The sequence below is a fragment of the Shewanella sp. SW32 genome, assembly GCF_025653365.1.
GTDB lineage: Bacteria > Pseudomonadota > Gammaproteobacteria > Enterobacterales > Shewanellaceae > Shewanella > Shewanella oncorhynchi.
Genome location: NZ_JAKKSJ010000006.1, coordinates 1 through 25,203 on the forward strand (window position 1 = coordinate 1; position 25,203 = coordinate 25,203).

Below are 25,203 nucleotides of genomic sequence, written 5' to 3' on the forward strand. Positions count from 1 at the left end.
AGATGGGTTTTACAAAGAAGCCTTAGACAGAATATCGACACTTGATAAAGTTTGAACTCAAACAAAGCAAATCAGCTTTCCGAATTATTATTAACGTGAGCCAGAGATGGACACGGTAATAAACAGAATTTGCTTGGTGACAATAGCCTTGTGGAACCACCTGATCCCATCCCGAACTCAGAAGTGAAACGCAAACGCGCCGATGGTAGTGTGGGGTCTCCCCATGTGAGAGTAGGTCATCGCCAAGCACCTAATTTAAATAATCTTAATTGATTAGTATAGAATTGCTGATATGGCTCAGTCGGTAGAGCGCATCCTTGGTAAGGATGAGGTCCCCAGTTCGATTCTGGGTATCAGCACCATTACAATCTAGTGTTTAATCCTAGAATAAAGAATTTGCTTGGTGACAATAGCCTTGTGGAACCACCTGATCCCATCCCGAACTCAGAAGTGAAACGCAAACGCGCCAATGGTAGTGTGGGGTCTCCCCATGTGAGAGTAGGTCATCGCCAAGCGCCTAATTATCTCGTTGAGATGCAACCAAGCCAGCTGAATAAGCTGGCTTTTTTGCTTTTATAATCTGTAACATTATTTGCACTAATAGTAATGCTGCCGACTGTAAGTATTGCTATTAGCTTTGTTGGCGAGTCTTTTCTTCCCCTCAATACACAAGCTTTACTTCCAGATTTTTGCACTATTCATCGATAAAAAAAGCAGCCAGAAGGCTGCTTTGAGGTGGTTCCTTAGCATTAGGTTGCTTAAGCTTCCTTAAGCCACTGGGCAGCACGTTTAGCGAAGTAAGTTAAAATACCGTCTGCGCCTGCACGTTTAAAGCAAAGGAGGGATTCCATGACGATGGCTTTTTCGGCTAACCATCCATTCTGGATTGCAGCCATATGCATGGCGTATTCACCACTGACTTGATAGGCGAATGTTGGTACTGCAAGTTCAGTTTTAACGCGATGCACTATATCTAAATACGGCATACCTGGCTTAACCATCACCATATCAGCTCCTTCTTGGATATCGAGTGCGACTTCATGCAAAGCTTCGTCACTGTTCGCTGGATCCATTTGATAGCTATGCTTATTGCCACCTTTGAGGTTACCCGCTGAGCCTACGGCATCACGGAATGGACCGTAGTAGTTTGAAGAGTATTTTGCCGAGTAAGCCATGATTTGGGTGTTGACGTGCCCTGCCGCTTCTAATGCTTGGCGAATCGCGCCAATACGGCCATCCATCATGTCCGATGGTGCAATGATGTCAGCTCCAGCATCGGCGTGTGACAGTGCTTGCTTCACTAAAATCTCGGTGGTGATATCGTTAAGGATATAACCCGTTTCGTCTATGATGCCGTCTTGACCGTGAGTGGTGAAAGGATCTAGTGCCACGTCAGTCATGATGCCGAGCTGTGGAAAGGCTTTTTTTAGCTCACGCACTGCACGTTGCACTAGGGCATCAGCGTTATAGGCTTCTTCTGCCATTAATGTTTTTTTCTCTGCAGGTGTCACAGGGAAAAGTGCGATCAATGGGATACCTAACTCAACCAGTTCTTCAGCTTCTTTCAGTAGCAAGTCTATCGAGTAGCGTTCAACACCGGGCATAGAGGCTATTTTTTCACTGCGATTAGTGCCTTCTAGAATAAACATTGGGTAAATCAAGTCATTGACCGTTAGATGATTTTCGGCCATGAGGCGACGGCTAAAATCATGTTTACGCATGCGGCGCATTCTACGCTGAGGGAAGGCACTGGTAATGATATTCACATTTGACTCCTAATTAGGTACTGGTCTTGCTTGATCCGACAAATACAAGCTGACTTGATTACGTCCACCATTTTTTGCTTGGTAGAGGGCTTTATCTGCTTGTTCTAGTAATTTAGTACTGTGTTGATCGTGGGTCACTATATCGGCACTGACTCCGATACTGATAGTCAAAGGTATCGCTTCACCTTCCCATTCAAAATGAATAGAGGCAACAGCGTCTCTTATTGTTTCAGCAACTTGGAGAGCACCTTCTGCAGTTGTATTAGGAAGGATGATAGCAAATTCCTCCCCCCCAAAACGTGACACTAGATCCGTTGGCCGTTTTAAATGCTGCTGTAATGTTTGAGCTATTGTACGTAATGCTTGATCGCCTGCAAGATGACCGAATCTGTCGTTGATCAGCTTGAAGCGATCAATATCAAGCATTAACAGTGCTATGGGAGTTTCTTGCCTGCGACTGATCCGGCTTTCAGCGATTAAACGTTTATCAAAGGCACTGCGGTTTTTGACCCCAGTTAAACTGTCGATAGTACTTTGTTCTGTGAGCTTTTGATTCACCTCATGCAATTCTCTGAGGGTGATTTCCAGTTCTAAAGTCCGCTCTTGCACCATTTGTTCGAGTTTCTCATTGCTCTCGGCTTCCGCTTTTAGGGCTTCTTCCCGCGCACTACGAATTTTTTGTGCTTGTTTCAAGGCTTCTTGCTGGATACGCAGTTTAGCTTTACGCTCATCGTTATAACGAATGGCAAGTACCAAAGACATAAAGATGATTTCAAATGTCAGGCCGAGCATGACAGGTGTTTGCGGTTTTAAATTGAGGTCAATCACGCTGAGATATAGCAAGCTACTGATGCAAGCGCCAGTCAGCATACTCACCCAGCCAATAGTGTACATACGTGCCAGTTTATGGCCATTGATAGCCTGAGTAATGGCAAAGACCATGAGGACTAAGCTGAGTACAGCAACTGAAATGATCTCAATATATAACGCTGTACCATATTGGATGAAAGGTGTGGTAAGTCCCACACAGAGGATATACACAGCACTATAGCGACAAGTGAGTAACATACGGCGGTTTAAATATTTGAGCTGTAATATTTTTTCAGTAAACATTAACGCAAATGCCATAACGATTGGCAGTAAAAACGGCACCATAACTTGCTGCAATAGCGGCCAGTCTGGCCAGAGGAATCGGAAGGCAAAACCGTTAATCGTGGCAACGAGTAAGGTCATGCTAAGGACATAGCCAGAGTAATAGCTGTAGCTGAATGAGCCCGATGCTATGGCGATAAAAAGGCTAAAAATGCCAATTGCGGCAAGTACACCAAGTTGGAATCCATGCTCAACGGCGGTAGATTCGGCAATTTGAGCTAAGTCATTAGAAGACCATAGGTTTAATGGTACTGCAGCACTACCTTCAGTTTGAATATGCAGATAGAAAGTATGGGAGTCATCTGTGTTGATCTTGAAAGGATATAGGAAAATATTACTCAAGAATGGTCGATCCTCATAGGGGAATATATCACCCATCAGCACAGTATTCATGAGTTTATTATTGACTAAATGGTAGATAGTTACCTTGTCTAACAAAGGGTTATCTAGCGCTAAAATGCGCGAAAGTGTTTCGTCAGGGCTGGTTAAGCTGAAACTGAGCCAAAAATCATGGCCGCTGAGTTTTTGAATGTCTTTATTGGTAAAGTTATGCCAATCAGTTTTTGGCAAAGCTTGTATTTCGGCCAGTTCTTTTGCTGGTGTAGGGTGGCTGACCATTAACCAAGGCGTAAGGTTTAAAGGCGTCGTGGTTGACTCGTCAATGCTCAATAGGGTTGCCAAGGCCTGTGTTGGGCATATCCATAGCCACATCAAGAATATGAGTGGCATGTTTTTGTTAAGCATGGATTCGATCCAAATTAAAAAACGCTAAGCTATTTTGGTAGCAACGTTTTGCAAACTCATCCGCATCCTCTCCGCGTAGGTTTGCAATATAATTTGCGATATAAGGAAGGTATTCGGGCTTGTTTTTGCTCGATTTAGGCTTAGGTCGCATACTACGGGGGAGTAGGTAAGGGCTATCTGTCTCGATTAAAATGCGATTCTGCGGAATAAAGGGGACGAGTTGCGCTAGTTCTTGGCCGCGTCTTTCATCACAGACCCAACCTGTTATGCCTAAGTGTAAATCGAGGTCAATATAGGCTTCCATCTGTGCGTGAGTGCCTGTGAAACAATGTAAAAGCGCACCATTAAGCTGAGGTCGATATTCACGCAGGATTGCGATAAAGTCTTCGTGGGCATCGCGCTCGTGCATCAGTACGGGCATTTGAAGTTCAACGGCTAAGGCGAGTTGGGCAATAAAAGCTTGGCGCTGGATAGGTCTCGGGGAGAAATCACGATTGTAGTCTAAACCACATTCGCCAACGGCAACCACTTGCGGTGCGTGACAGAGTTCAGCTTGTCGAGCGTTTGAGCCATCATGCCAACCACTGGCATGGTGGGGATGCACACCAGCAGTGCAGTAAAGTTGATTAGGATATTGTTCGCAGACAGCAATAGCTGCCGCACTTTCAGTTAAATCGCTGCCAATAACAATTAACGGCGAAACCCCTTGGTCCGCCGCCGCTTGTATTATCGATACAGTATCTTGTTCGAGTGCGCTGCCAAGTAAATTGACAGCGATATCTATGTATGAGGGCATTATTTTAGGCGTTTTACCCGAACCTTGGCATTGCGATCATCGGTACCCATTAAAAAAGAACCTAAAGCGGCTTTTTCAATATAGACAGTTTCACCTTGCTTAACATTGTACTTACGGCCATCAGTTTGTTTCCATACCTGACCGTTAGTGAAAGTCACTTTAATGTCTCCGTAGGCATCTTCAGCTATAGATTGAATCTCTAAATAAATCTTATCGACAGTATTTTCTTGAACACGCTTGGCTTCCATTCCAAAGTCATCGGCAATTTTTGCCGCTGGTGCTTGGGGGGCGGTTGCCACTATCGCAGCTGCAGTCGTAGGGACTGCAACTGTTGCTACTGTAGTCGGTATCACTTGAGTGCTAATGGTGCCAGCTTTTACGCTTTCTGCTAGCTTGTCATAGCAAATCAAGCGGTCGAGTTTATCGGCGGTTGTTGCACATTGGGTTAACTGTTGTTCAATGCTGGCATTTGCTTGGACAGATACAAGCATTATCGCTGCCGTGATAAGAGTTAAGCGCATGAGAATGTTCCTTATTATATTATTCCCCTAACGCCTTCGAGGACGTTAGTCGTTTGTTTGTTCAGTCTCTTCGTCTGACTCGTCATCTGGTTTGCTGTAGAAACGAGCCGCTAATAAACCGCCTTCGAACAATAACAGCATTGGTACAGCAAGCATAGTCTGGGAAATCACATCTGGTGGGGTTAATAGCATGCCGACGACAAAGGCGCCCACTATGATATAAGGACGTTTTTGCTTGAGATCTTCAGGTGTAGTGACACCTGACCAGCAGAGTAAAACAACGGCAATGGGGATTTCAAAGGATAGACCGAAGGCAAAGAATAGCTTCAGAATGAAGTTAAGGTAACTGGTAATATCTGTCGCTACTTGAACTCCCTCTGGCGCATTGTTAGCAAAAAAACCAAAAACAACAGGGAATACAAGATAATAAGCGAATGCAATGCCGAGATAAAACAATAAGGTACTGCTGAATAGCAGTGGCATCACTAAGCGTTTTTCATGTTTATATAAACCCGGTGCCACGAAGGACCAAATTTGAAATAACACGTAGGGCACTGCCACAAAAAATGATAAAACGAGGGTTAGCTTGAAAGGTGCAAAAAATGGTGCAGCGACATCCGTCGCAATCATGCTGCCACCAAGAGGTAAAGACTGCATTAAAGGTATTGCCATGTAGTGGTAGATATCATTTGCCCAGTACACACTACAAATGAACACTAATAACACACTGGCAATGGATTTTAGCAGCTTGGACCTAAGTTCAAGCAAATGGCTGATAAGTGGCTGCTGTTGCGACATGAATTATCCGTTGGCTTTCGGGTTAGAACTGGTATCCACGCCCTGAGATGGCTCACTTGAAGTAGCGGGAGAAGCCGATGTTTGACTCGCCTCTACAGTGGCTGTTGGATTAGTTTGGCTAGCTTGAACTGGATTCACTTGAGCAGGAGTGTGAATTTGATTCTCAGGCTCAGGGGTGTCTTTTGACGGATCCTGAACTTGATAAGGGCGGTTCACTGACTGCGCCGCTTGCTTTAGTTGCTCAATAGACTCTTTGAGTTCAGGTGAGAGGTTAGATAAACCTTTGCTCTCGGCTTTTTTAAGATCGGCATGCAACTGCTCGATCTTCAGCTCCTGCTCAAGTTCTTCTTTTACCGAGTTCGCCATGCGTTTCATCGCACGGATCCAACTCGTTACCGAACGCACCGCAACCGGTAGACGTTCGGGGCCAAGAACCACTAGCCCCAAAACACCGATCAGCAGCAGCTCCATAAAGCCGATACCGTCAAACATAAAGAGTTACGCCTGTTCTTTGTTAGACTCAGGTTTCTTTTCAGTCGCCTGTTGAGTTGTTTGCGCTGTTTTAGCCGCTTCGGTGTCTTCTAATGCCTTCTTGTCTTCTTCTGAAGACATGGCGTTTTTGAAGCCTTTAACCGCACCACCTAAATCACCACCCAAAGAGCGTAATTTCTTAGTTCCAAACAACAAGACAACGATTAACGCAACGATAAGCAGTTGCCAAATACTAATACCACCCATGAAGGTATCCTCTTAATTGATATCGGTTCTATTATGAACCTCTGATTAATTAGTGCTAGCTAAAATTTGCGATTCTTTGGCCTAGATCGCCATCCTACAAACCACAATATCATGCCTGAAATTAGACAAACATAAGGGGTCCATAGTGTAGCGTCTCTATTAATCAATAACGTGCCACAGATCAATAAAACGGCAGAAGTGATAAGCAAGTAGTTACTCTTGTGTGCCTGCTGCTGATATTTCAAATACTTATCTAGCATTTGTTGCTGAGAACTCAGCAATTTCCTGCCTAACTTAAGATTATCGTAAATTAGTTCAGGGAATTCAGGTAGTTTATCAGCCCAATATGGCAGTTTTGTGGATACCTTTTTAAACATAGCTTTAGGACCGACTTGGTCGGCCATCCACTGCTCTAAAAAAGGTTTGGCGGTTTGCCATAAATCCAACTGCGGATACAGCTGACGGCCTAAGCCTTCGATGTAGAGTAAGGTTTTTTCCAACAATACCAATTGCGGTTGCACCACGATATCGAAGTGGCGCGCAGTGCGGAATAATTCCAGTAACACATGACCAAAGGAGATCTCGTCGAGCGGCTTGTTGAACATAGGTTCACACACCACTTTGATGGCCTGTTCGAAAGCTTGTAGATCGGTTTTTTCCGATACCCAGCCAGACTCAATATAGAGCTGGGCGATTCTGTGATAATCGCGATTAAAGAAGGCGAGGAAATTTTCGGCGAGATAGCGCTTATCGACTTCGCTGAGTGTGCCCATGATGCCGCAGTCGAGCCCAATGTAGTATGGGTTCTCAGGATGATCGCGGGAAATAAAGATATTGCCCGGATGCATGTCGGCGTGGAAAAAGTTATCGCGGAATACTTGGGTAAAAAATAGTTCAACACCCCGCTCGGCCAATAACTTAAAGTTGGTACCTTGCGCTTTAAGGGCGGCAATATCCGAGACAGAAATACCGTAAATACGTTCCATCACCATCAGGCGTGGATAGCAAAACTCTTCATACACATAAGGCACATAGAGCGCATCTGAGTTGAGGAAGTTGTTGCGTAGCTTGACTGCGTTTAAGGCTTCGAGCTTAAGGTTTAACTCGCCTAAAATGGTCACGCGGTAATCTTCGATCACTTCAGCAGGGCGCAGGCGGTTACCTTCACCGAGGAGGTATTCAATCAGTTTTGCCGTTTGCGACATCAACTGCAGATCGGCTTGAATCTTGGCTTCTACATTCGGGCGTAGCACCTTAAGTACGACGTCTTTGCCGTTAGATTTGAGGGTCGCGGTATGCACCTGAGAAATAGAGGCTGAGGCCAGTGGCGTTTCATTAAAGTCATCGAATAGCGATTCAATCGGCGCTTTTAGCTCAGCTTCAATCGCTTGGCGGGCAAGTGCACCATCAAAGGGCGGCACCTTGTCCTGTAGCATGGCCAATTCACTGGCCCATTCATCGCTGAGTAAATCGCGGCGGGTTGAGAGCATTTGCCCAAGCTTGATATAAACGGGGCCGAGTTCCTGCATCGCCAGTTTTAAGCGTTCGCCACCGGGCTTATTTTTATGCTTATTGCTGATCCAGAATAGGCTGTTACGGGCGAGTTTAAAGTACCAAGGTGTCATCTTTGGCGGCAATACGTCATCTAACCCGTACTGAAGTAAGGTCTTGATGACGTGGTAACCGCGGCGGATACTGGCAAAGGTCATGGCTTAATTTGGTCTCTTAATTGGGCAATCCGTTGTTCAATCGCGCGAGTATCGGCAACTAAATCATCCATTTGATCGCGAAAGTGCAATAACTCAATTGGGTGTGGTGCGAGGCGATACTCTTCAACTGCGAGTTGCCCTAAGTGGGAGCGGGTTTTACGCAACACTTCGAGTGCAAAGTCTTTTGCCTGATGGCTAGAACAGATGAGTTTGTGAGTAGGACCATCACCTAAATAACGGGATATTGGCTCGGCAAAGTCAAACTCGATACCGCGTAGATATTGGCTAAAGCTTTGTAATAAATTGAGATCGCCCTCAAGCTTGAGTTTATCTTGCTTGATTAGTTCAGTTAGGTTGGCGCCTTCGGACACGCGGTAAAGCGTTGTCGCATCGGCATGTAGACTGACATCGACATCGCCTTCATAGCGGCTCAGTACTTGGATCTCTTTGGCAAACACTAAATAGAATGGCCAGCTGAGCTGCGATAATTGGATACGAAACACTTTGCCATGCAACTGGCGCTGGCGCGAATAATCGTCGCCCGCTTGGGCCTGAAGTTTTTTCAGACCCGTTTCAATTGCGGCGCAGGCAAGCAGCACAACTTCTTGCGGCATCATTAGAATTTATAACCACGGTGCAATGCGACAATGCCGTCGGTCATGTTGGTGTAGTCGACTTGTTCAAAGCCTGCATCAACCATCATTTGTTTTAATGTGTCTTGATCTGGGTGCATGCGGATCGATTCAGCCAGATACTCGTAGCTGTCGGCATCTTTAGTGATGAGCTCGCCCATCTTAGGTAAGACTTTGAAGCTATATAAATCATACACTTTACGCATAATTTCATGCTGAGGCTTAGAGAACTCTAGCACTAATAACTTGCCACCAGGCTTAAGCACGCGATTCATTGAACGCAGCGCCGCATCTTTATCGGTCACGTTACGCAGACCAAAGGCGATGGTAATGATGTCGAAGTGGTTATCGGGAAACGGCAATGCTTCGGCGTTGGCTTGCACATAACTGACATTGTTGACTATGCCCTTGTCGCGCAACTTAGTGCGCCCGACTTTTAACATGGAATCGTTAATGTCAGCTAAAACCACTTCACCTTTATCGCCCACTAAGTGAGAGAATTTTGCGGTTAAGTCACCTGTACCGCCGGCCAAATCGAGCACTTTCATGCCAGGGCGGGCGCCAGAGACTTCAATGGTGTAACGTTTCCAAAAACGGTGAATGCCGAAGGACATCACATCGTTCATTATGTCGTACTTAGCGGCAACAGAATGAAACACGCCGGCAACGAGTTCAGCCTTTTTATCTGCCTCTACGGTTTTGTAACCAAAGTGGGTACTTTTAGATTCGCCCTCAGACATCAATGTGTTCCTATTGTTTTGCAATGTATTAGTTGCGAGTGTAAGCCATCGCCTGCATTTGCTGAATCTTTGATCTATCACTCTGTGATCGAGCTAGTAAACTAACTGCAATGCCTTAGCTTGAGGCACTCCTGAACAGTCGTAGGATTAAGTGCTTAGCGACCACGTAAAATGGACAGGCATTAGACCACAATATCAGGATTTGGTGAATAGCTTAGCGCCCAGTTGGGTGTAACTGGTGATATTCATTGTGCCAAAAATTGCATGCGAGCCTGCACATAAGCGTAGATAAGCTCGCTTAGGCTTTGGCCTACATCCCTGAATCCGGCTTCAATTCCCGCTTCGTGGCAACTTGGTGCAGCCTCGGCTAAATGCAAATAAGCGCATAGGCAGTGGCGGGCGATATAGCTGACATAATGCGCCGCATCGAGCAATGGCACACCTGCAGCGGTTGAAGCGCTACTGGGCATTTTAGCGATAGCATCTACGTCAAGTTCTAATCCTACGGGTAAACCTGTGTCATTTAGTTTGGCGGCGATTTCAAGTAAAGCTTGGCCAAGGCTGATTTCACGGCGAACCCAAATTTGTTGCAAGCTATGCCAAGTGCCCCCAAATTCGCTGAGTTGGCTTAGGTTGGCTTCGCTGTTTTTTAACTCGTGTAAACCCAGTACATGATAGCAACCTAAGGCGCCGCGATCGGCAGCGTAACTAAAACCATTGCCGCTGTGACGACCTTCAAGCAGACGAAAATCCGAATGAGGGTCAAGATTCACCGCGGCGACTTGGCGTTGGTAGTGGCCGTAGGTTGCCATCAACAAACCATAGGCATTGTTGTGGCCGCCGCCGATAAGTATGGGTTCTAAACCTGCCTTTAAAATTGCACTCACGATGCGGATAACGCGCTCATCGAGTTGCTCCACCGCATCGCGTAATTCATCTAAGGTGACGTTAGTGTTAGCTGTTGTATTACCCGCAGTTTGTTGCTGCAGATCGGCGGTGTTCACTTGGCCTAATACTAGGCATTCGGCACCAGAAAGAAAGCGATTAGATTGCAGATTGAGCCATTGGCGCATGCTGGTAGTGAACGCATCGGTCGCGCCGCCGCGGCCTAAGTTGGCGCGTGGGCCGATATCTTCACCGACGCCGAAAATGGCGAAGCTTGCCCCGTGGGCTTTGGCAGTGGCGAGTATGGTCTCTAACCTATGTTCGTGATTAGCCAGATGGACGCATTGGCCTAATTTAGTTTCGCCGGTTCTTGGGCTGACTAATGAGGCAATATCTGTCTGGGTAAAGGGAATAAATTCAGGCATAGATTGATATTCTTATTCGGCCGGAGTCGAGCTATTGTGGCCAGTGTGGCGCGAGGATTCAATGGGGAAACGTTGAAAATAGTGAATAAAAAAGCCAGCTTAGCTGGCTTTCTTGGCTGAACAGTGAGATTACTCAATGTCGAGAGGTTCAGGTGATAAAATCACACCTGTGTTATCAGCATAAATGTGATCGCCGGGTAAGAAAGTCACACCGCCAAAATTGACCGGAATTTCCACTTCGCCCACTGAATTGCCATCAGCACCCACTGGAATAGAGGCAAGAGCCTGAATACCAATGTCTAACTCTTCCAATGCATCCACATCGCGTACAGAACCGTAAACGATAATGCCTTCCCAGTTGTTGCTAACCGCAAGTTCAGCGATAGCACCATCGATCAGCGCACGGCGTAATGAGCCACCACCATCAACGAGTAAGACTTTACCTTGACCATCCTCTTGTAGGACTTCGGTGATTAGGCCGTTGTCTTCAAAGCACTTGATGGTGCTAATAGAACCGCCAAAAGAGCTACAACCACCGTAGTTACTGAACATGGGCTCGACTACATCTACGACATCTAAGTACATGTCACATAATTCTGAGGTGTTGTATTCCATATTTACACTCCTATTGATCCGCGTTGCGTACAGTTTAGCGAGTTTACGCCAGTATAAAAGGGATTCTTGAAAAGAAAAGTGTTATCAATCACGGTATTGTTGCCATTGGGCTGTTAACACATCTGTAGTAAATTTTCGTCGCACTTTAGAAGTTATGCGGTAAAACTTGATATTAGTCATTAAATAACGGTTTTTTATTACAACTCTGTTGCGTGCTTTGGTATTATATCCCAAGTTTAAATTAACTTACTTAACTTAATTTGCTTTAGGGGCATGGACCCCCCGTTACGCTTATGGACGGTAGAGGGCCTTCGAGAGGTGCCTATGGAAGCTGTAAATACGATTGAAATTATTGGTTATTTTGCCTCTGTAATGGTGGCGATCTCTCTAATGATGAAGAATATCATTTGGTTGCGATGGTTGAATTTTGTGGGATGTACCCTATTTGTTGTTTATGGGGTGTTTATTTCTGCTTGGCCAGTGGCTGGCATGAATGCGTTTGTTGCTTGTATTAATATTTACCATTTGACGAAAATTTACCGCGCTAAGGCGAATACTCCCGCCGCAGCCTAAGTTTATTTGATTGTGTTGCTCTTGGGATTCACATTTAGAGCAACACAATATTCTGCCTCAGTCCTATCGCTATTCCTAAATAAATCCCTTAACCCCAGCATAACGTCCCTAGAATCCTTCTAGATCAAAACCTCAGCCATGCTTCTTGTCATAAAACCTTCGAGCAGATGTCACTTAGCCGTCACAGGTCTTTCTTAGTCTCAAGCTATCTAATAGTGCTTTAGCTAATGTGGTTTAGGTTTAACTATTAGCAAACAGTAAATTAGCCGTGAGCAGTCAATAACGAATTCAATCGTGAATAGAGCCTTGGTGAGTTGGTCGGTTTCAGACTAAGCACTCTAAGCGTCGTCGAGAGAATGCACAGATTAACATCACAGTAAAACTCGCTGGTATGCCAGCAAGGAGCCTGTTTTATGTTGAGTTACGTTGCAGACTTAGATAAGCGAATGTTTTGCTATATCGTGAGCTTCACCCAGCACCATGGTTTATATGCCCATGCAAAGCGGGTATCAGCGAGTGGCGATGGGCATGTGTATTTATATTTGTCCGTGGGTTTGATGCTGACGCACGCTCAAGGACAGGCTCTATTTAATTTGATGTTAGCGAGTTTTTTGGTTGAGTTACCTCTGTATTTACTATTGAAAAATAGTATTCGTCGCACACGGCCATGCCATGCATTAGTGGGATTTGAGAGTGGTTTTGAACCATCGGATCGCTTCAGTTTACCGTCTGGTCATACAGCCGCGGCCTTTGTGATGGCAACGAGCGTGGCGCAAATCTATCCAGCGGCGGCTCCTGTGGCGTATTTATGGGCTTTTAGCATAGGGGGCTCACGTATTGCTCTTGGCGTGCATTATCCCTTAGATATTCTGGCGGGAGCCACATTGGGGATTGGGTCGGTATTGCTGGTTCATCCAGTGATTTAATTCAAATATGCGCCTGTTAATCATTTCATTAGTGGGAATTCTCCTTCACTCATCAGTTTAAGGATACGTAATGCGAATACTCTACGGAGTTCAAGGCACAGGGAATGGCCACTTAAGTCGTGCACGCGTCATGGCTAAAGCATTGATGAAACAAGATATTGAAGTGGACTTTCTATTTTCGGGACGCAAGCCTGATCAGTTTTTCGATATGGAGTGCTTTGGTGATTATCGCGTTCAAGCGGGAATGACGTTTGCGACGCACTCCGGGCGCGTGAATGTGCCACAAACTGTCCGACAAAATTTGTCCTTGTCGTTATTTAAAGATATTAAAGCCTTAGATCTCAGTTGCTATGATTTAGTACTCAACGACTTTGAACCTGTGTCGGCTTGGGCTGCGCGGCGCCAAGGCGTGCCATCCATTGGGATTAGCCATCAGGCGGCGTTAACTCATCCGGTGCCAAAACTCGGTAGCACTTGGTTTAATGAGATGCTGCTCAATTATTTTGCACCAGTGGATGTGGCGCTGGGGTGTCATTGGCATCATTTTGGCTTCCCTATTTTGCCGCCTTTTGTCGAAGTGGATGCCAGCCCATTCGAACACACGCATCAGATTTTAGTTTATTTACCTTTTGAAGATGCGGATATGATTGCTCATTTTCTGTCTCATTTTAGTGATTATCAGTTTTTGGTATATCACAGCCAACAACCTAAAGGCCAAGTTGCTGAGCACATTAAATGGCACGGTTTTAATCGTGAGGGGTTTAAGCAACATCTTGCCAGCTGCGGTGGTGTGATAGGCAATGCGGGCTTTGAGCTTGCCAGCGAAGCATTAACCTTAGGTAAAAAACTCTTAGTCAAACCACTGATTGGCCAGTTTGAGCAGTTATCGAATGTGGCGGCGTTACAACTTTTAGCGGCTGCAGATAGCATGATGAGTCTCGATGTGAACATAGTTAAGCGCTGGCTTAAAACGGCATCGCCTAATCCAATTGCATATCCAAAGGTGGGGGATACGCTGGTTAAATGGATTAACGGCGGCGACTGGCACAATAGTCAGCCGCTGTGCCAAGAGTTATGGAGCCAAGTCACGCTTCCCGATACTTGGCGTTAAACAGCATTGCTGTTTAGATGAAAAGCAACTTAGGCACTAGCTGGGTTAATGGCGTTAGCGTATAATTTCGTCAATTTTGCTGTTAGTCCCTTTCAGCACGTCTATTTTGGCCTAGCCTGGCCGTTAATTATGTTGTTATAAATGAGCCTGAAAAAGTTTACTCAGTACAAGTTACTGTTTTTAATGTTGTTATTACTTTGTGTCCTACTTCCTTTTATTCCAGATCAGGCTTACCACATCCCCGGCCCTGATATCGCTAAGCAAAATTTTCATGTGATTGAGTTTAATGATAAAGGTCAGCCCCACGACGAAAGGCAATGGCAAGGTTTAGAGACGCGAATTTTATATCCAGAGCCTGCACAGATCCCTGAATTATTGATTTTTGTCCATGGCTGGCATCATAGCGCTGAGCCTAAGGATGAAAACTTTATTGCCTTTGAGCAGTTTTATCAGCAAATGGCCGCGTCCGATACCCAGCGTAACTTGTTGGGTTTGTATATTGGCTGGCGGGGCGATAAATATGATCCTTTTTGGATCGATGGCTCAGATGATGCAAAAAGTTGGATTGAACCCTTAGATTTTCCCACTATTTTACAGCGTAAACGGGTTGCTAAACGTATCGGGCAGTTAGGTCTATCACAGTTGCTGGATAAGCTTGATAGCTTAGTAACACAGCATAAACTGCTGCGGTACACTGTGATTGGCCATAGTCTTGGCGGTGCTGTTGTTTTGCATGCGAGTAAAGATCGCATCAAAGCCGCCATTGATAATCAGCAGGATAATCCTAATTTATTCTTACTGTTAAATCCTGCCGTACCTGCTAAAGAGTATCAGCCATTAGATACGTTGGTGAGCTTAGATAGACAAAAACCGAGTATGGTGGTGTTGCAATCGAAGGGGGATTTTGCAGTGAAAGAAGCCTTCAATTACATCAAGGACGGCGAGCGCGCTGTCGGGAACTCTTGGGCGATTACCCACGATATTGACAAATGCTCTGGTGGCAATTGCACCACGCCAATGAAGATGCCTTCGGCCTTGATGGCGCACGATCAAATCCCTGGCTGTATGATGACGCTGCCTCAATCAGGCTGGAAAATTCGTGCTCGCCTGCAGGCTCGTCGTACCGTGCAAACCTGCCCCGATGCCAATATGCAAGCCGTATGGGTACTGGCCGTGTCGGACGAAATCGTCTCTGGGCACAATGGCATTCTCACTCCTGAGCATGGTAAAGCCTTGTCTGAGGTGATGCGTATGATTGATTTATATCGAAATCAATTACCTAAACATGCGGTGGAAAGCCCTGCGAACCAAGATCTTGGCACCTTAGCGCCAGAGTCAGAAGCTGCAACATCTACCGAAGGTGAAACGCCTGTGCCACAAGAGCCAGTGATTATTGTCGAGCCTTTACCTGAAGAGCAAAGCTCACCGACACCTAAGGTTAATGCACCATTGCAGGAGCCAAACGTATCACAGGAACAAGATAAGCCTGCTGCGACTGAGGCGCCACCCGCGCCAATTAAAGCGCCGGAATCAAAGCCTGAGGCTAAGCCAAATGACGGTGCAGAACCTCAACCTAAGGTTGAAACTGAAGGCATAAAGTGATTGAGTTTTAAAGAGCTTAACCTTGTTTTGAAAGTGCTTTCAATGTGTGTTCCAAACAACGTAAAAGCGCTTTTTATTTTTAATAAATGGTTCATAAGTAAATTTATTTTACTCATTTTAATTAAAAACAAATATTTCGACATTCATCGTCAAGTCTTGCGATGGCGTGCTAAGTTCGGTAGGTTATCTTGCAAACTGAAATCAATTTTGGCTTACTTTTATTTAGAGTCATTGGTTTGAGTAAATAAGTATTAGGTATATTAACGTTATTTACCACTTAAGTACTATCAGGGTTAGTGGTTATTAATCAAAAAATAATTAGTGATAAGACATTATTTTAATTCATTAAACAATGGAGTGTATATGAAGTGTTCAATTTTATCCGCCTTGGTTATTTTCGCTGTATCAAACTATTGTTTTGCAAAAAGTCATAATGTGTATGGGGATGTGCAAGTTACAGATATAAAACCAACGAGTGGTTTTATTTGGGAACGTGAAAATAAAAGTGCCCCGCAATATCCAATGGAACTCGCTCGTTCGGGCATTGCTGGTTGTGCTGTCATGTCTTTTGATATTTCAGAGTCGGGTAAGGCCGAAAATATCGAAGTCGTTAAATCTGTTCCTCAAAAATCGCTGGGTAAATACTCAAGTCAGATATTAAAAAAATGGAACTGGGTCCCCACTGCCGCTACGAACGTAATGACTTCTGAAAGAAGAACCATAAGGTTAGATTTTTGTATAGGCAATGAGTCGACGGAACAATCTCAAAATGCCTGTAAGCAACAAACGCAATTAGTATGTGGCTAACGGTAACTTAACTATTTTAAGTAGTAAGCAAGGCTTAATTGCCTACTACGGATTTTTGGTTTGCCACCTGCGCCAAGTAAAAGTGATTAGTGCGGCGAGTATTAGGCTGACCATGGCCCATGTGGGGTACTTATGCTGGTGGTAAAACGCCAGCATGGGAGCGATTTCATCGCGGATTAACACTGGGCCTAATCCAAAGAGTGCCACCCAAATGCTGGTGGCGAGAGCATTGCCAATCACAAATTGTTTTAGTGGCATTTTAGCGAGACCGCAGCCGATAAACATAAATTGTTTTAATCCCTCAACAAAACGACTCAGCACTAAAGCGGCGATGCCATATTGACCAATAACGCCATGGATTTTGTCTTCCAATTGCGGTTTTATCCAGCCCTTCTTAAGCAACACATCACCAAAGCGCCAACCGATGAAATATCCCAAACTGTTACCGCAGAGTGCAGCGCAAGCAGCGACGATTAATACCAATGGCAGTGACATTTGCCCTGTAGCGGCTAATAAACTGGCGACAATTAATAAGGATTGTCCTGGCGCCGGAATGCCAAAACCCTCGACAGCAATCGCGACAAATAGCAGCACATACCCATATTGCTGCAGCCAAGGCGTGAGTTCTGTGATGATATGTTGTAGCGCTTCTGGCATGGATGAAAGTGATCAAATCAATGGGATGATTGGGCCATCATACTCGCCAACTTCTCTGGTTGGATAGATTTATGAGCAAAGTTTCATGCCCGTTTTCGTTTGCAGTGATTAGCAAGGCTAAGGCACAGGTGATATCAATTTTGCCTTAAAAATATAAAAGGCCGAACTGAGTCCGGCCTTAATACGCTATTACTGTTGCGATTCGGCGACGATATAATGTCTAGGCGAATGCTGCTTGTAGCTGTGGTACTACTTGTTTCTTACGGCTTAATACGCCGTCTAACCACACTTTGCCATCGACGGTATCTTTACCGTAGGCACGTTGGGTCAGCTGCGCATCGTCAGACACAATCAACAACTCTGAACCTTCTTTCATGATGTCAGTCAGCAGCAATAAAACGCTGTGGCGGTTACCTTCCACTTTGAGCGCTTTGATATCGGCTTCTAGCTCGGCCTTGATATCGTCAAATACTGACAGGTCGATCACTTCTAACTGGCCGATACCGACCAAGTTACCGTTCATGTTGAAGTCTTTAAAGTCACGCATAACGAGGTCGCGTGCTGGTGTGCCTTGTACGGCTGATTTCACTTTGAACATTTCCATGCCCAGTTCTTTGAAATCTTCAACGCCGGCGATCTCAGCTAACGCTTCAACGCAGCGAATGTCGGCAGTGGTGCAAGTGGGTGATTTGAAAATCACGGTATCGCTCAAAATGGCGCACATCATGATGCCAGCGATATTTTTAGGGATAGCGACTTGGTAAAAGTCGAACATCATCTTGATCACTGTGTTGCTGCAACCTACTGGGCGGATCCAGCATTCTAACGGGGTATCTGTGGTCAGATCGCCTAGCTTGTGGTGATCGACAATCCCGACGATAGTCGCTTGGGCGATATCATCCGGTGCTTGAGTCAGTTCTGAATGGTCAACGATATACACTTGCTCGCCAGCGTAGCTGGTTTTGTATTCCGGTGCTTCGAAGCCGAAACGTTCCAAAATAAAAGCAGTTTCGGGTGACAATTCACCTAAACGTGCGGCAATGGCTTCTTCACCGATTTGGTTTTTTAAATAGGCTAACGCGATAGCACCGCAGATTGAATCTGAATCGGGGATCTTGTGACCGACAACGTAAATGGGCATTTCAGGGACTCTCCTTTAAATTTGTGACAATTTTAGCAATATTTGGCTTTAATCGGAAATAGCCAAAGCGCATATCACTGCGCTCTTCAGTTGCTATTTCTCTAAAAATCGAACGCTCAGGTTCGACAAAGATGGCTTAAGGTTTAGATCTTCACTTTTATTACGACTTTACGCACCGCCGTGGCGATATCGCCTGTGCCGGGCATATGCATGTCACCGGGGAAAAATAACGCAAACATGCCTGCTTTGAGTTTGATATAAGAGGCATTGGCTTGGTTTGCCTCGTAATCAAACTCGGCGTAATCGTGTTTTTCAAAATAGGGTTTCGAGGGTGTTTGCTCCGCTAGTGGCAAGTAACCAAACTCTTCTTCACCGCTGAAAACATATTGCACATCGATATATTTTTGATGAACTTCAAAGGGTTCTGTTGACTTATGCTTGGTTTGATAGTCATTCACTATCACAAAAATATTGTCGCCATCGAGGGGATAATTGCCTACTGGTAGCTGACTAAAGTCGGTCGTCGCTAGATGTTCTAATGCAGTCGCAAGCCGAGGGCTTAAGGATTGATAAATATGGCGGTTTTTTAAGGTATCGACGATCATCGGCTACTCGACATGGTGGAAGTGAAATGGGCGAATGGTAAAGATTATAATCCGATCACCACAGTTAGGACATAAGCTTTGTCGATTGGAAGCAGGTCTAAACATGTCGGCATAAAAAACAGGCCATTGAATGACCTGTTTCTACATCAAGTATTATTAAACTTAGCTAAAACGAGTTTAGTAAGTGTATTTGGCTTCTAAGAAGTAGTAGCCACCATTAAAGCCAAAGGGGGTATTGGTTAATGGGTATACGAAGATACCATTGAAGTTATTGTTATCTGGTCGTTTTTCTGGATACACATCAAACAAGTTTTGCACCCCAGCGGTAAAGCTTAGCGCATCAGTGGCGGCGTATCTTACCGACAGATCCATCACCCACTGATCGCTATAGTTCACATCACCCGTTGAATAACCTTCACTGTAGTCACCAAAGTAGTTTAAGCGGATATTGGTTTTAAAATCCCCGAGTTCATGGGTCAGCCCAATGCTACCCGTGTTATGCGGCGTAGCAGACGTCATGCGGGTTCTTTCTATACTATCAAAGAGTTTCTTGTCTAATCCGCCTAAAATAGAGGGTAGATTGATGTCTTGGATCTCTGTTTTATTATAGGCATAGGCTAAGTTCGCCCGTAAATCGCCCCAAGTGCCAATATCAAAGTCTTGGCTAACAACAAGATCGACTCCGCGAGTTCGGCTATCGACGGCATTGACGAAGAAGCGTGCTGAATCAGCATTGGTACCTGCTAGTGCGGTCGCAACCGCGGGGCTATCAGCAGGTCTTAGAGCGCCAGATAAAATGATGCGGTCATCAATCTCTATTTGGTAAGTATCGAGCGTTACCGCGAGGCCAGTGTTATTGGTATAAACAAGACCGAGACTAAATGATTGAGATATTTCAGGTTCTAGCTCGTTAATCCCAAGTGCCTTTGTTACTGGTGATAAGGTGTTGAAAGTACCTGATTCAATAGGAACCAGTTGCCCCGTCACTGGATCGGGATTAAATAACGTCGAGATATTGCTGAAGTACAGCTGTTGTACGCTCGGCGCTCTAAAGCCTGTATTGATAGTGCCACGCAGGGCTAAGTTGTCGGTAAAATCGTAACGACCCGCGAGTTTCCAGCTCGTGTTGCCGCCAAAGTCAGAGTAGTTTTCGTAGCGTAGCGCTGCCGCCCAGTAAAACTCGTTGGTTAATTGGTTTTCAAGTTCGGCATAAATGCCTGTGTTATCGCGCGTTTCATCAACCTCAGACTCAGGGGTAAAACCGGTGAAGCCTTGGCTACCCGCCGCTTTGCCATTATAGCCACCATTGATATACGAATCTTCTTCTCCGGCTTCAATTTCATAGCCGTTTTGGCGCCATGAAACACCGGTCGCAAACAGAATTTCAGAATCGTTTATAAAGGCAAAATAACGGGAAATATCTAAATTGATATTGGCTTCACGGGTCGATAACGTTCCTGCGTCGAACTCGGTAGGAGTTTCAGGGCCTAAGGAAGTATTTAAGGTATTGACGATATTATAGTTAAATGAATTCTTGCCATATCCCACTGAGGCATCAATATCCCAGTCACTCAGGTTGAATTCATAGCCTAGGGTAAGAGATGAATCGATAATTTTGGGGTTAATTTGCGGTAAAAAACCGTCGGGATACACTTCGGGTAAGTTACGGGCATCGAGAGCTAAACGGTAAAAAGCACCCGATTTAGTTTCACGTTGGCTAATACCACCAAAGGCATATAGTTTTCCGTCGGTAGATATAGGCTGAGCCGCATTGATAAACAAACCGACATTATCATATTCGGCATCACCAACGTGGTGGCTCTTACGGTTAAATGTCGCTTCGCGCGGATCTGCTGAGCCATCTGCTAACTTAGGGTATTGCTGCCGTGGATCTAACCCTGCGCGGTTTGTGCTGTCTTTGTGATGCGCTTCGAGGGCGACATTCACAAAGCCATCGTTACTTAAACTTATGCCGTGGTTTACACCCACACGCCATTGCTCGCCATCACCTATGTAGGTTTGTCCGGCTTGCGCCGAGACGCTTCCCCCTTGATCGCTGTCCTTGAGTACCACGTTAATTACGCCAGCAATCGCATCTGAACCGTATTGTGCCGAGGCTCCATCTCGGAGAATTTCAATGCGTTTTATCGCTGTCATTGGAATCGCATTTAAATCGACGTTAGAGGAGCCTTTTCCCATAGTGCCGCTTAAATGTACTAGAGCAGAACCATGGCGACGCTTGCCATTTACGAGTACTAAGGTGTGGTCTGGCGACAGGCCGCGTAAGCTCGCGGGGCGCACCGCATCTGAACCGTCAGTCACCGAGGAGAATGGAAAGCTATAGCTTGGCGCCGCAAATTGCAGCGCTTTAGCGGTTTCCGTCATCCCTGTTGATTCGAGTTGTTCGGCAGTAATGATATCGACCGGTGCAACACTGTCAGTTGCCGTGCGTAGTGCTATGCGTGAGCCTATGATCTCGATTTTTTCGAAGCCGGTTTGTTGCTCTTCGGCTTGGATTGCTGGAATAACCAGTGTGGATGACACTGCAAATGCGATAACGGCTAGACGCATAAAAACCTCTTAATGATGTTTGTAACCCAATACTCGAACTTAGGTGTGCAGATAAAATAACAATCTGATGCCGAGAAGGTTATCACTGTAACAATTGTTACATTAAGACGTAAATGTGCTAACTCAGAGCCTAGTGTTCTAAATAATATTTAAAATGCAGTTGAATATATTGATGAAAACCTCACTATCGGTCTGCGTGCTTTTGAGGCTTCATACGGCACAAGACAAGTTGCCGCATGCACAATACGACTGAGTTAACTCGATGATATGAATTGTTTATTGACGTATACCTTCGTGGTTTACTATTTTATTTTGCTCTAATGGCATTGGTTTTAAGGTACATAGAATTGTCAGCGTTACGATTTCTTGCAGGACCAACGGCATTTAACACCTTGGTAGAACAAGGCCTTAAAGCTGAGCATTTTACCCAGTTGCTTGCCGCCTCTGGTGGACCTAAGTGGCTTGGTATCGCAGGGCTAGATAAGTATCTGTTTTCTGAGTTTTTCAAAGACAGACAAACACCGCTTTATACACTCGGCGCTTCTTCAGGGGCGTGGCGTTTAGCGTGTTTGGCGCAGCAAGATCCCCTCGCAGCCTATGGCCGCTTAGAGGATTTTTATATTGGTCAGCGTTACGACAGCATGCCAACCCCGCAGGAAGTCAGTGCACAAGTTAAAGGCGTAGTGCAGGGGATTTTAGGCGCCAGTGGTGGTAGTGAGATCGTCAACAACGCTCATATCCACAGTCATTTAGTGGTGTGCCGCGGCAAACATTTAAATCGTTTAACGGCAAAGCTTCCGCTTGCGGCGGGGCTGGCGATGACGGCAGCGACCAACTTAGTGAGCCGTCGGAGTTTAGGTTGGCATTTTGAGCGTGTGGTCTTTAGCCAACAAGCTGCAGCATCTCCCTTTTTGCAACTCAACGATTTACCCAGTCAGCAGGTCGAATTAACCGAGGCTAATGTCGATGCAGTGATGTTAGCAACGGGGTCGATTCCTTTGTTGCTTGCCCCAGTGTCCCAAATTGAAGGCGTTGCCGATGGGCAGTATTACGATGGTGGCATTACCGACTATCACTTTGATTTGCCTTTATCCCGTGCCAAGGGGCTGACGCTGTATCCGCATTTTTATCCGACCATCAGCCCAGGATGGTTCGATAAATCCTTGAAGTGGCGCCAAGGTCGCGCTAATTATCACAATGCGCTAGTGTTGGCGCCATCGGCCGAATTTGTCGCTTCATTGCCCTTTGGCAAAATCCCCGACCGTGAAGATTTTAAGCAACTGGACACGGCGCAGCGGATGCAATATTGGCGTACGTCTGTGGCTTTGAGTGAACGTCTTGCAGAGGAGTTTGCCTCGGTTGTTGCGAGGGGAAATGTGCTGGATCGGCTAGAGCACTTCTAGGTTGAAGTGATTTGGTCTCGAAAACGGGGTTTGACATGACGTGGTTGAAATGCCCTGATTCAAAATAGCGGGGTCGCAAATTTCTTTGTGCGCTCAGCGGCTTCAGGAAGGAAATTCTTTCACCTGCTACACTCTACAATAATAGGAAATACGAATGCATTGAGTTCGTTTCCTTCTATTTGGGGCAGGAGGTTGCTATGCAAACACGAGAAATGGCGTTACTCATGCGCGATGCCTTGTTACTGCCACAGGGACGGGTGGAGGTTCGCGTGGTTGACCCCGGTCATCTGCGCATGGTGGCCGATGTATTCAAGGGAAAGTATGTGCTCGCTTTTGCCACCATTAGACCCAGTGGTAGTCCGCCCTGTTATCCCACTGCCACCCAATGTGACATTATCGATTTTAATCAGCTAGAAGATGATTCACTCAGCATAGTGCTCGAAGGGCGTCAACGCGTCAGCATCCTCTCAGCGGCGCAGGCCAAAGATAAGCTGTGGATGGCGCGTACTTTACCTTGCCGTAACTGGCAAGAAGAGCCGATTAAAGGTGAATTTGAGTTGATAAGCGCCGCATTAGAGCAATTTTATGAGGTGAATCCCGATCTGTTTGAGCTTTATTCTCAAGTGCATTTGGAAGACGCCGCTTGGGTGAGCCAACGCTGGCTCGAGGTTTTGCCTATGTATAACAAAGATAAATTAGTATTAGTGAATCAGCCAGATTGCCACAAAACCTTGGACTTCGTGCTGCAACTCATCAAGTCCCATGTGGACTGAAAAACCACAAAAAGGCTAGAATAGCGGCTTTCTATAGCCGCTTTTTTTGTGATATGACTGCATCTGCCCGCGCCGCCCAACCTTCTTACATAGTGCTTCCTGTGAATGTCACAGATAAACCCACAGTGTTTGCCTTTCTTGCACAACATTTTGCCCGTATAGGTGAAGATGTATGGCGTCAGCGGATCCTCGATGGAAAAGTGCATTGGCGGGATGGCAGTTTGATCGCCTTGGACACTGAATATCGTCCAGCGGCGCGGGTGTATTACTACCGTGAAGTGCCGGTTGAAGCGAAAATTCCCTTCGAAGAACAGATCCTATTCCAAGATGACAATGTCATTTTGGCCTACAAGCCGCACTTTTTGCCTGTGACGCCAAGTGGCAACTATGTGAACGAATGTTTGGTGCATAGACTAAGATTGCGTACTGGCATTGATACTATCGCGCCCGCTCATAGGCTTGATCGTGAAACCGCTGGAGTGATCCTGATGACGGTCGCGCCTGAAACCCGCGCGCTCTATCATCAACTCTTTATTGACGATGCGATTCGTAAAGACTATCAAGCGATTGCCAAGTTGACTCCTGAGATTATTGAACAATATCAAATTGGCTGCTTAACTTTGCCCTTGCACTGGACGGTAACAAACCGTATGCAGCCGAGCGACCCGAGTTTTACCATGAAAATCGTGGAAGGCGAGGCAAATACCCATTCCGAAATCAGTTTAGTGGCGGTAAAAGGCGATCTTGGTTTGTTCCACCTGAGCCCGATTACCGGTAAAACCCACCAACTTCGTGTGCATATGCAAAGCTTAGGTATGCCATTGTTAAACGACAGATTTTATCCAAGCTTATTACCCAAAGGGCCGGATAACTTTGCGACGCCTCTTAAGTTGATGGCGCAGCGGTTACGTTTTATTGACCCAGTGAGCGGGATGCACCACGACATGCAATGTCAAGGTTTTGAGTTTTAGTCAGCGGAAAGCATTATTTCCAGTCTGTTTAAAGGAAATAATCGGGTGCAATTGTGTGCTTGACCCTGTGATGGTATGAATACAATCTGCAGTATCTGAGTCTCTGCCATAGGGAGCCATATTACGATTGTTTAAAGGAAGTCCATTATGACCAAATCTGCGATCTTCTCTATCTTGCTTTGCGCTGCAGTATTAGTGGGGGCCATGTATTTTGGTGACTGGACTAAGCAGCCTTATCTGAATGACATTGCCGCCGAGATCCGTAAGGCGAGTGCGGTGATTGAACCGAAGAAACCAAGTTCGTCAGGCACATCGACAGCAGAAGTCGATGCCGAGCGGGATCAAAGCCCTAAGATCATTTGGGATCAAATGGCGCATGAAAAACCGTCGAATAAGTCGCAGCCAGAAGCACTGATTTTTAATCAGGCTCAGCCAAAACCTGCCAAAACCGATGAGGCGCTATCCAAAAATACGCCCTTGATGGATTCTGGCTCTGGTGCCACTCAGCCTGAAACGGTTAAACATAATAAACCCGTTTAATC

Annotated in this window: 25 protein-coding genes, 1 tRNA gene and 2 rRNA genes; 12 read left to right on the forward strand and 16 right to left on the reverse strand. The window is 45.7% G+C overall.

Annotated elements, in window-relative coordinates; genetic code table 11:
- Positions 1-132: 132 nt before the first annotated feature.
- The 3 genes from rrf (L5M28_RS04515) to rrf (L5M28_RS04525) all read left to right on the forward strand — a co-directional run bounded on the left by rrf (L5M28_RS04515) (position 133) and on the right by rrf (L5M28_RS04525) (position 515).
- A 5S ribosomal RNA gene (rrf, locus tag L5M28_RS04515) occupies positions 133-248 on the forward strand.
- A gap of 38 nt (positions 249-286) precedes the next feature.
- Positions 287-362 (forward strand) — tRNA-Thr (locus L5M28_RS04520).
- 37 nt (positions 363-399) lie between these two features.
- A 5S ribosomal RNA gene (gene rrf, locus L5M28_RS04525) occupies positions 400-515 on the forward strand.
- Positions 516-758: 243 nt separating this feature from the next.
- On the opposite strand, the gene hemB is transcribed toward rrf (L5M28_RS04525), so the two are convergent.
- The 12 genes from hemB to rraA form a co-directional block, all read right to left on the reverse strand.
- Positions 759-1,766 carry a porphobilinogen synthase gene (gene hemB, locus L5M28_RS04530; RefSeq protein WP_105251204.1) on the reverse strand — a complete coding sequence of 336 codons (1,008 nt, stop codon included), beginning with the start codon at positions 1,764-1,766 and terminating at the stop codon, positions 759-761.
- A gap of 9 nt (positions 1,767-1,775) precedes the next feature.
- Positions 1,776-3,662 carry a diguanylate cyclase gene (locus L5M28_RS04535; RefSeq protein WP_198573019.1) on the reverse strand — a complete coding sequence of 629 codons (1,887 nt, stop codon included), beginning with the start codon at positions 3,660-3,662 and terminating at the stop codon, positions 1,776-1,778.
- Positions 3,655-4,458, reverse strand: a complete 804-nt coding sequence (locus L5M28_RS04540; RefSeq protein WP_263142611.1) for a TatD family hydrolase — start codon at positions 4,456-4,458, stop codon at positions 3,655-3,657. Before L5M28_RS04540 ends, L5M28_RS04535 begins: the two co-directional genes overlap by 8 nt.
- Positions 4,458-4,979 carry a hypothetical protein gene (locus tag L5M28_RS04545; protein ID WP_219234468.1) on the reverse strand — a complete coding sequence of 174 codons (522 nt, stop codon included), beginning with the start codon at positions 4,977-4,979 and terminating at the stop codon, positions 4,458-4,460. Before L5M28_RS04545 ends, L5M28_RS04540 begins: the two co-directional genes overlap by 1 nt.
- Before the next feature lie 45 nt (positions 4,980-5,024).
- The gene (gene tatC / locus L5M28_RS04550; RefSeq protein WP_168825778.1) at positions 5,025-5,777 is read right to left on the reverse strand and encodes a twin-arginine translocase subunit TatC; all 753 of its coding nucleotides are present in this window, start codon (positions 5,775-5,777) and stop codon (positions 5,025-5,027) included.
- A gap of 3 nt (positions 5,778-5,780) precedes the next feature.
- The gene (gene tatB / locus L5M28_RS04555; RefSeq protein WP_168825776.1) at positions 5,781-6,269 is read right to left on the reverse strand and encodes a Sec-independent protein translocase protein TatB; all 489 of its coding nucleotides are present in this window, start codon (positions 6,267-6,269) and stop codon (positions 5,781-5,783) included.
- Between the two features lie 6 nt (positions 6,270-6,275).
- A complete protein-coding gene (gene tatA, locus L5M28_RS04560) occupies positions 6,276-6,515 on the reverse strand; it encodes a Sec-independent protein translocase subunit TatA (RefSeq protein WP_006083329.1) in 240 nt (79 codons plus the stop codon).
- A gap of 59 nt (positions 6,516-6,574) precedes the next feature.
- A complete protein-coding gene (gene ubiB / locus L5M28_RS04565) occupies positions 6,575-8,224 on the reverse strand; it encodes a ubiquinone biosynthesis regulatory protein kinase UbiB (RefSeq protein WP_263202625.1) in 1,650 nt (549 codons plus the stop codon).
- On the reverse strand, positions 8,221-8,841 hold the full coding sequence (locus L5M28_RS04570; protein WP_220777270.1) for an SCP2 domain-containing protein: 621 nt from the start codon (positions 8,839-8,841) through the stop codon (positions 8,221-8,223). The genes ubiB and L5M28_RS04570 overlap by 4 nt, the downstream gene beginning before the upstream one ends.
- Positions 8,841-9,596 (reverse strand): bifunctional demethylmenaquinone methyltransferase/2-methoxy-6-polyprenyl-1,4-benzoquinol methylase UbiE, encoded by a 756-nt coding sequence (gene ubiE / locus L5M28_RS04575; protein ID WP_006083326.1) that lies wholly within the window; start codon positions 9,594-9,596, stop codon positions 8,841-8,843. Before ubiE ends, L5M28_RS04570 begins: the two co-directional genes overlap by 1 nt.
- Before the next feature lie 245 nt (positions 9,597-9,841).
- Complete coding sequence (locus L5M28_RS04580; RefSeq protein WP_263202629.1) at positions 9,842-10,906, reverse strand: formimidoylglutamase; 1,065 nt, start codon at positions 10,904-10,906, stop codon at positions 9,842-9,844.
- A gap of 129 nt (positions 10,907-11,035) precedes the next feature.
- The gene (gene rraA, locus L5M28_RS04585) at positions 11,036-11,521 is read right to left on the reverse strand and encodes a ribonuclease E activity regulator RraA (RefSeq protein ID WP_006083324.1); all 486 of its coding nucleotides are present in this window, start codon (positions 11,519-11,521) and stop codon (positions 11,036-11,038) included.
- 324 nt (positions 11,522-11,845) lie between these two features.
- On the opposite strand from rraA, the gene L5M28_RS04590 reads away from it, so the two are divergent.
- The 5 genes from L5M28_RS04590 to L5M28_RS04610 all read left to right on the forward strand — a co-directional run bounded on the left by L5M28_RS04590 (position 11,846) and on the right by L5M28_RS04610 (position 16,540).
- Positions 11,846-12,094 (forward strand): YgjV family protein, encoded by a 249-nt coding sequence (locus L5M28_RS04590; RefSeq protein WP_006083323.1) that lies wholly within the window; start codon positions 11,846-11,848, stop codon positions 12,092-12,094.
- A 413-nt stretch (positions 12,095-12,507) separates the two neighbouring features.
- Complete coding sequence (locus L5M28_RS04595) at positions 12,508-13,020, forward strand: phosphatase PAP2 family protein (protein WP_263202631.1); 513 nt, start codon at positions 12,508-12,510, stop codon at positions 13,018-13,020.
- A 70-nt stretch (positions 13,021-13,090) separates the two neighbouring features.
- Entirely contained in the window at positions 13,091-14,131 is a 1,041-nt protein-coding gene (locus L5M28_RS04600) for an MJ1255/VC2487 family glycosyltransferase (protein ID WP_105251217.1), read from the forward strand.
- 141 nt (positions 14,132-14,272) lie between these two features.
- The gene (locus L5M28_RS04605; RefSeq protein WP_113940129.1) at positions 14,273-15,733 is read left to right on the forward strand and encodes a thioesterase; all 1,461 of its coding nucleotides are present in this window, start codon (positions 14,273-14,275) and stop codon (positions 15,731-15,733) included.
- 363 nt (positions 15,734-16,096) lie between these two features.
- Positions 16,097-16,540 (forward strand): energy transducer TonB, encoded by a 444-nt coding sequence (locus L5M28_RS04610; RefSeq protein WP_113940127.1) that lies wholly within the window; start codon positions 16,097-16,099, stop codon positions 16,538-16,540.
- A gap of 45 nt (positions 16,541-16,585) precedes the next feature.
- Here L5M28_RS04610 and L5M28_RS04615 read toward each other — a convergent pair whose 3' ends face one another.
- The 4 genes from L5M28_RS04615 to L5M28_RS04630 all read right to left on the reverse strand — a co-directional run bounded on the left by L5M28_RS04615 (position 16,586) and on the right by L5M28_RS04630 (position 21,514).
- Entirely contained in the window at positions 16,586-17,197 is a 612-nt protein-coding gene (locus L5M28_RS04615) for a DedA family protein (protein ID WP_263196612.1), read from the reverse strand.
- A 220-nt stretch (positions 17,198-17,417) separates the two neighbouring features.
- A complete protein-coding gene (locus L5M28_RS04620) occupies positions 17,418-18,338 on the reverse strand; it encodes a manganese-dependent inorganic pyrophosphatase (protein ID WP_173496421.1) in 921 nt (306 codons plus the stop codon).
- A 143-nt stretch (positions 18,339-18,481) separates the two neighbouring features.
- Entirely contained in the window at positions 18,482-18,943 is a 462-nt protein-coding gene (locus L5M28_RS04625; protein ID WP_105251222.1) for a YhcH/YjgK/YiaL family protein, read from the reverse strand.
- A 177-nt stretch (positions 18,944-19,120) separates the two neighbouring features.
- Positions 19,121-21,514 carry a TonB-dependent receptor plug domain-containing protein gene (locus L5M28_RS04630; protein WP_263202632.1) on the reverse strand — a complete coding sequence of 798 codons (2,394 nt, stop codon included), beginning with the start codon at positions 21,512-21,514 and terminating at the stop codon, positions 19,121-19,123.
- Positions 21,515-21,861: 347 nt separating this feature from the next.
- On the opposite strand from L5M28_RS04630, the gene L5M28_RS04635 reads away from it, so the two are divergent.
- The 4 genes from L5M28_RS04635 (at position 21,862) to L5M28_RS04650 (ending at position 25,201) form a co-directional block, all read left to right on the forward strand.
- Positions 21,862-22,917, forward strand: coding sequence for an alpha/beta hydrolase (locus tag L5M28_RS04635; protein ID WP_263202634.1), 1,056 nt, complete (start codon positions 21,862-21,864; stop codon positions 22,915-22,917).
- 197 nt (positions 22,918-23,114) lie between these two features.
- Positions 23,115-23,690, forward strand: a complete 576-nt coding sequence (locus L5M28_RS04640; RefSeq protein WP_105251225.1) for an LON peptidase substrate-binding domain-containing protein — start codon at positions 23,115-23,117, stop codon at positions 23,688-23,690.
- Between the two features lie 53 nt (positions 23,691-23,743).
- Positions 23,744-24,661, forward strand: coding sequence for a pseudouridine synthase (locus L5M28_RS04645; protein ID WP_263202636.1), 918 nt, complete (start codon positions 23,744-23,746; stop codon positions 24,659-24,661).
- 147 nt (positions 24,662-24,808) lie between these two features.
- Positions 24,809-25,201 carry a hypothetical protein gene (locus tag L5M28_RS04650; RefSeq protein WP_105251227.1) on the forward strand — a complete coding sequence of 131 codons (393 nt, stop codon included), beginning with the start codon at positions 24,809-24,811 and terminating at the stop codon, positions 25,199-25,201.
- The last annotated feature ends 2 nt before the right edge of the window (positions 25,202-25,203 follow it).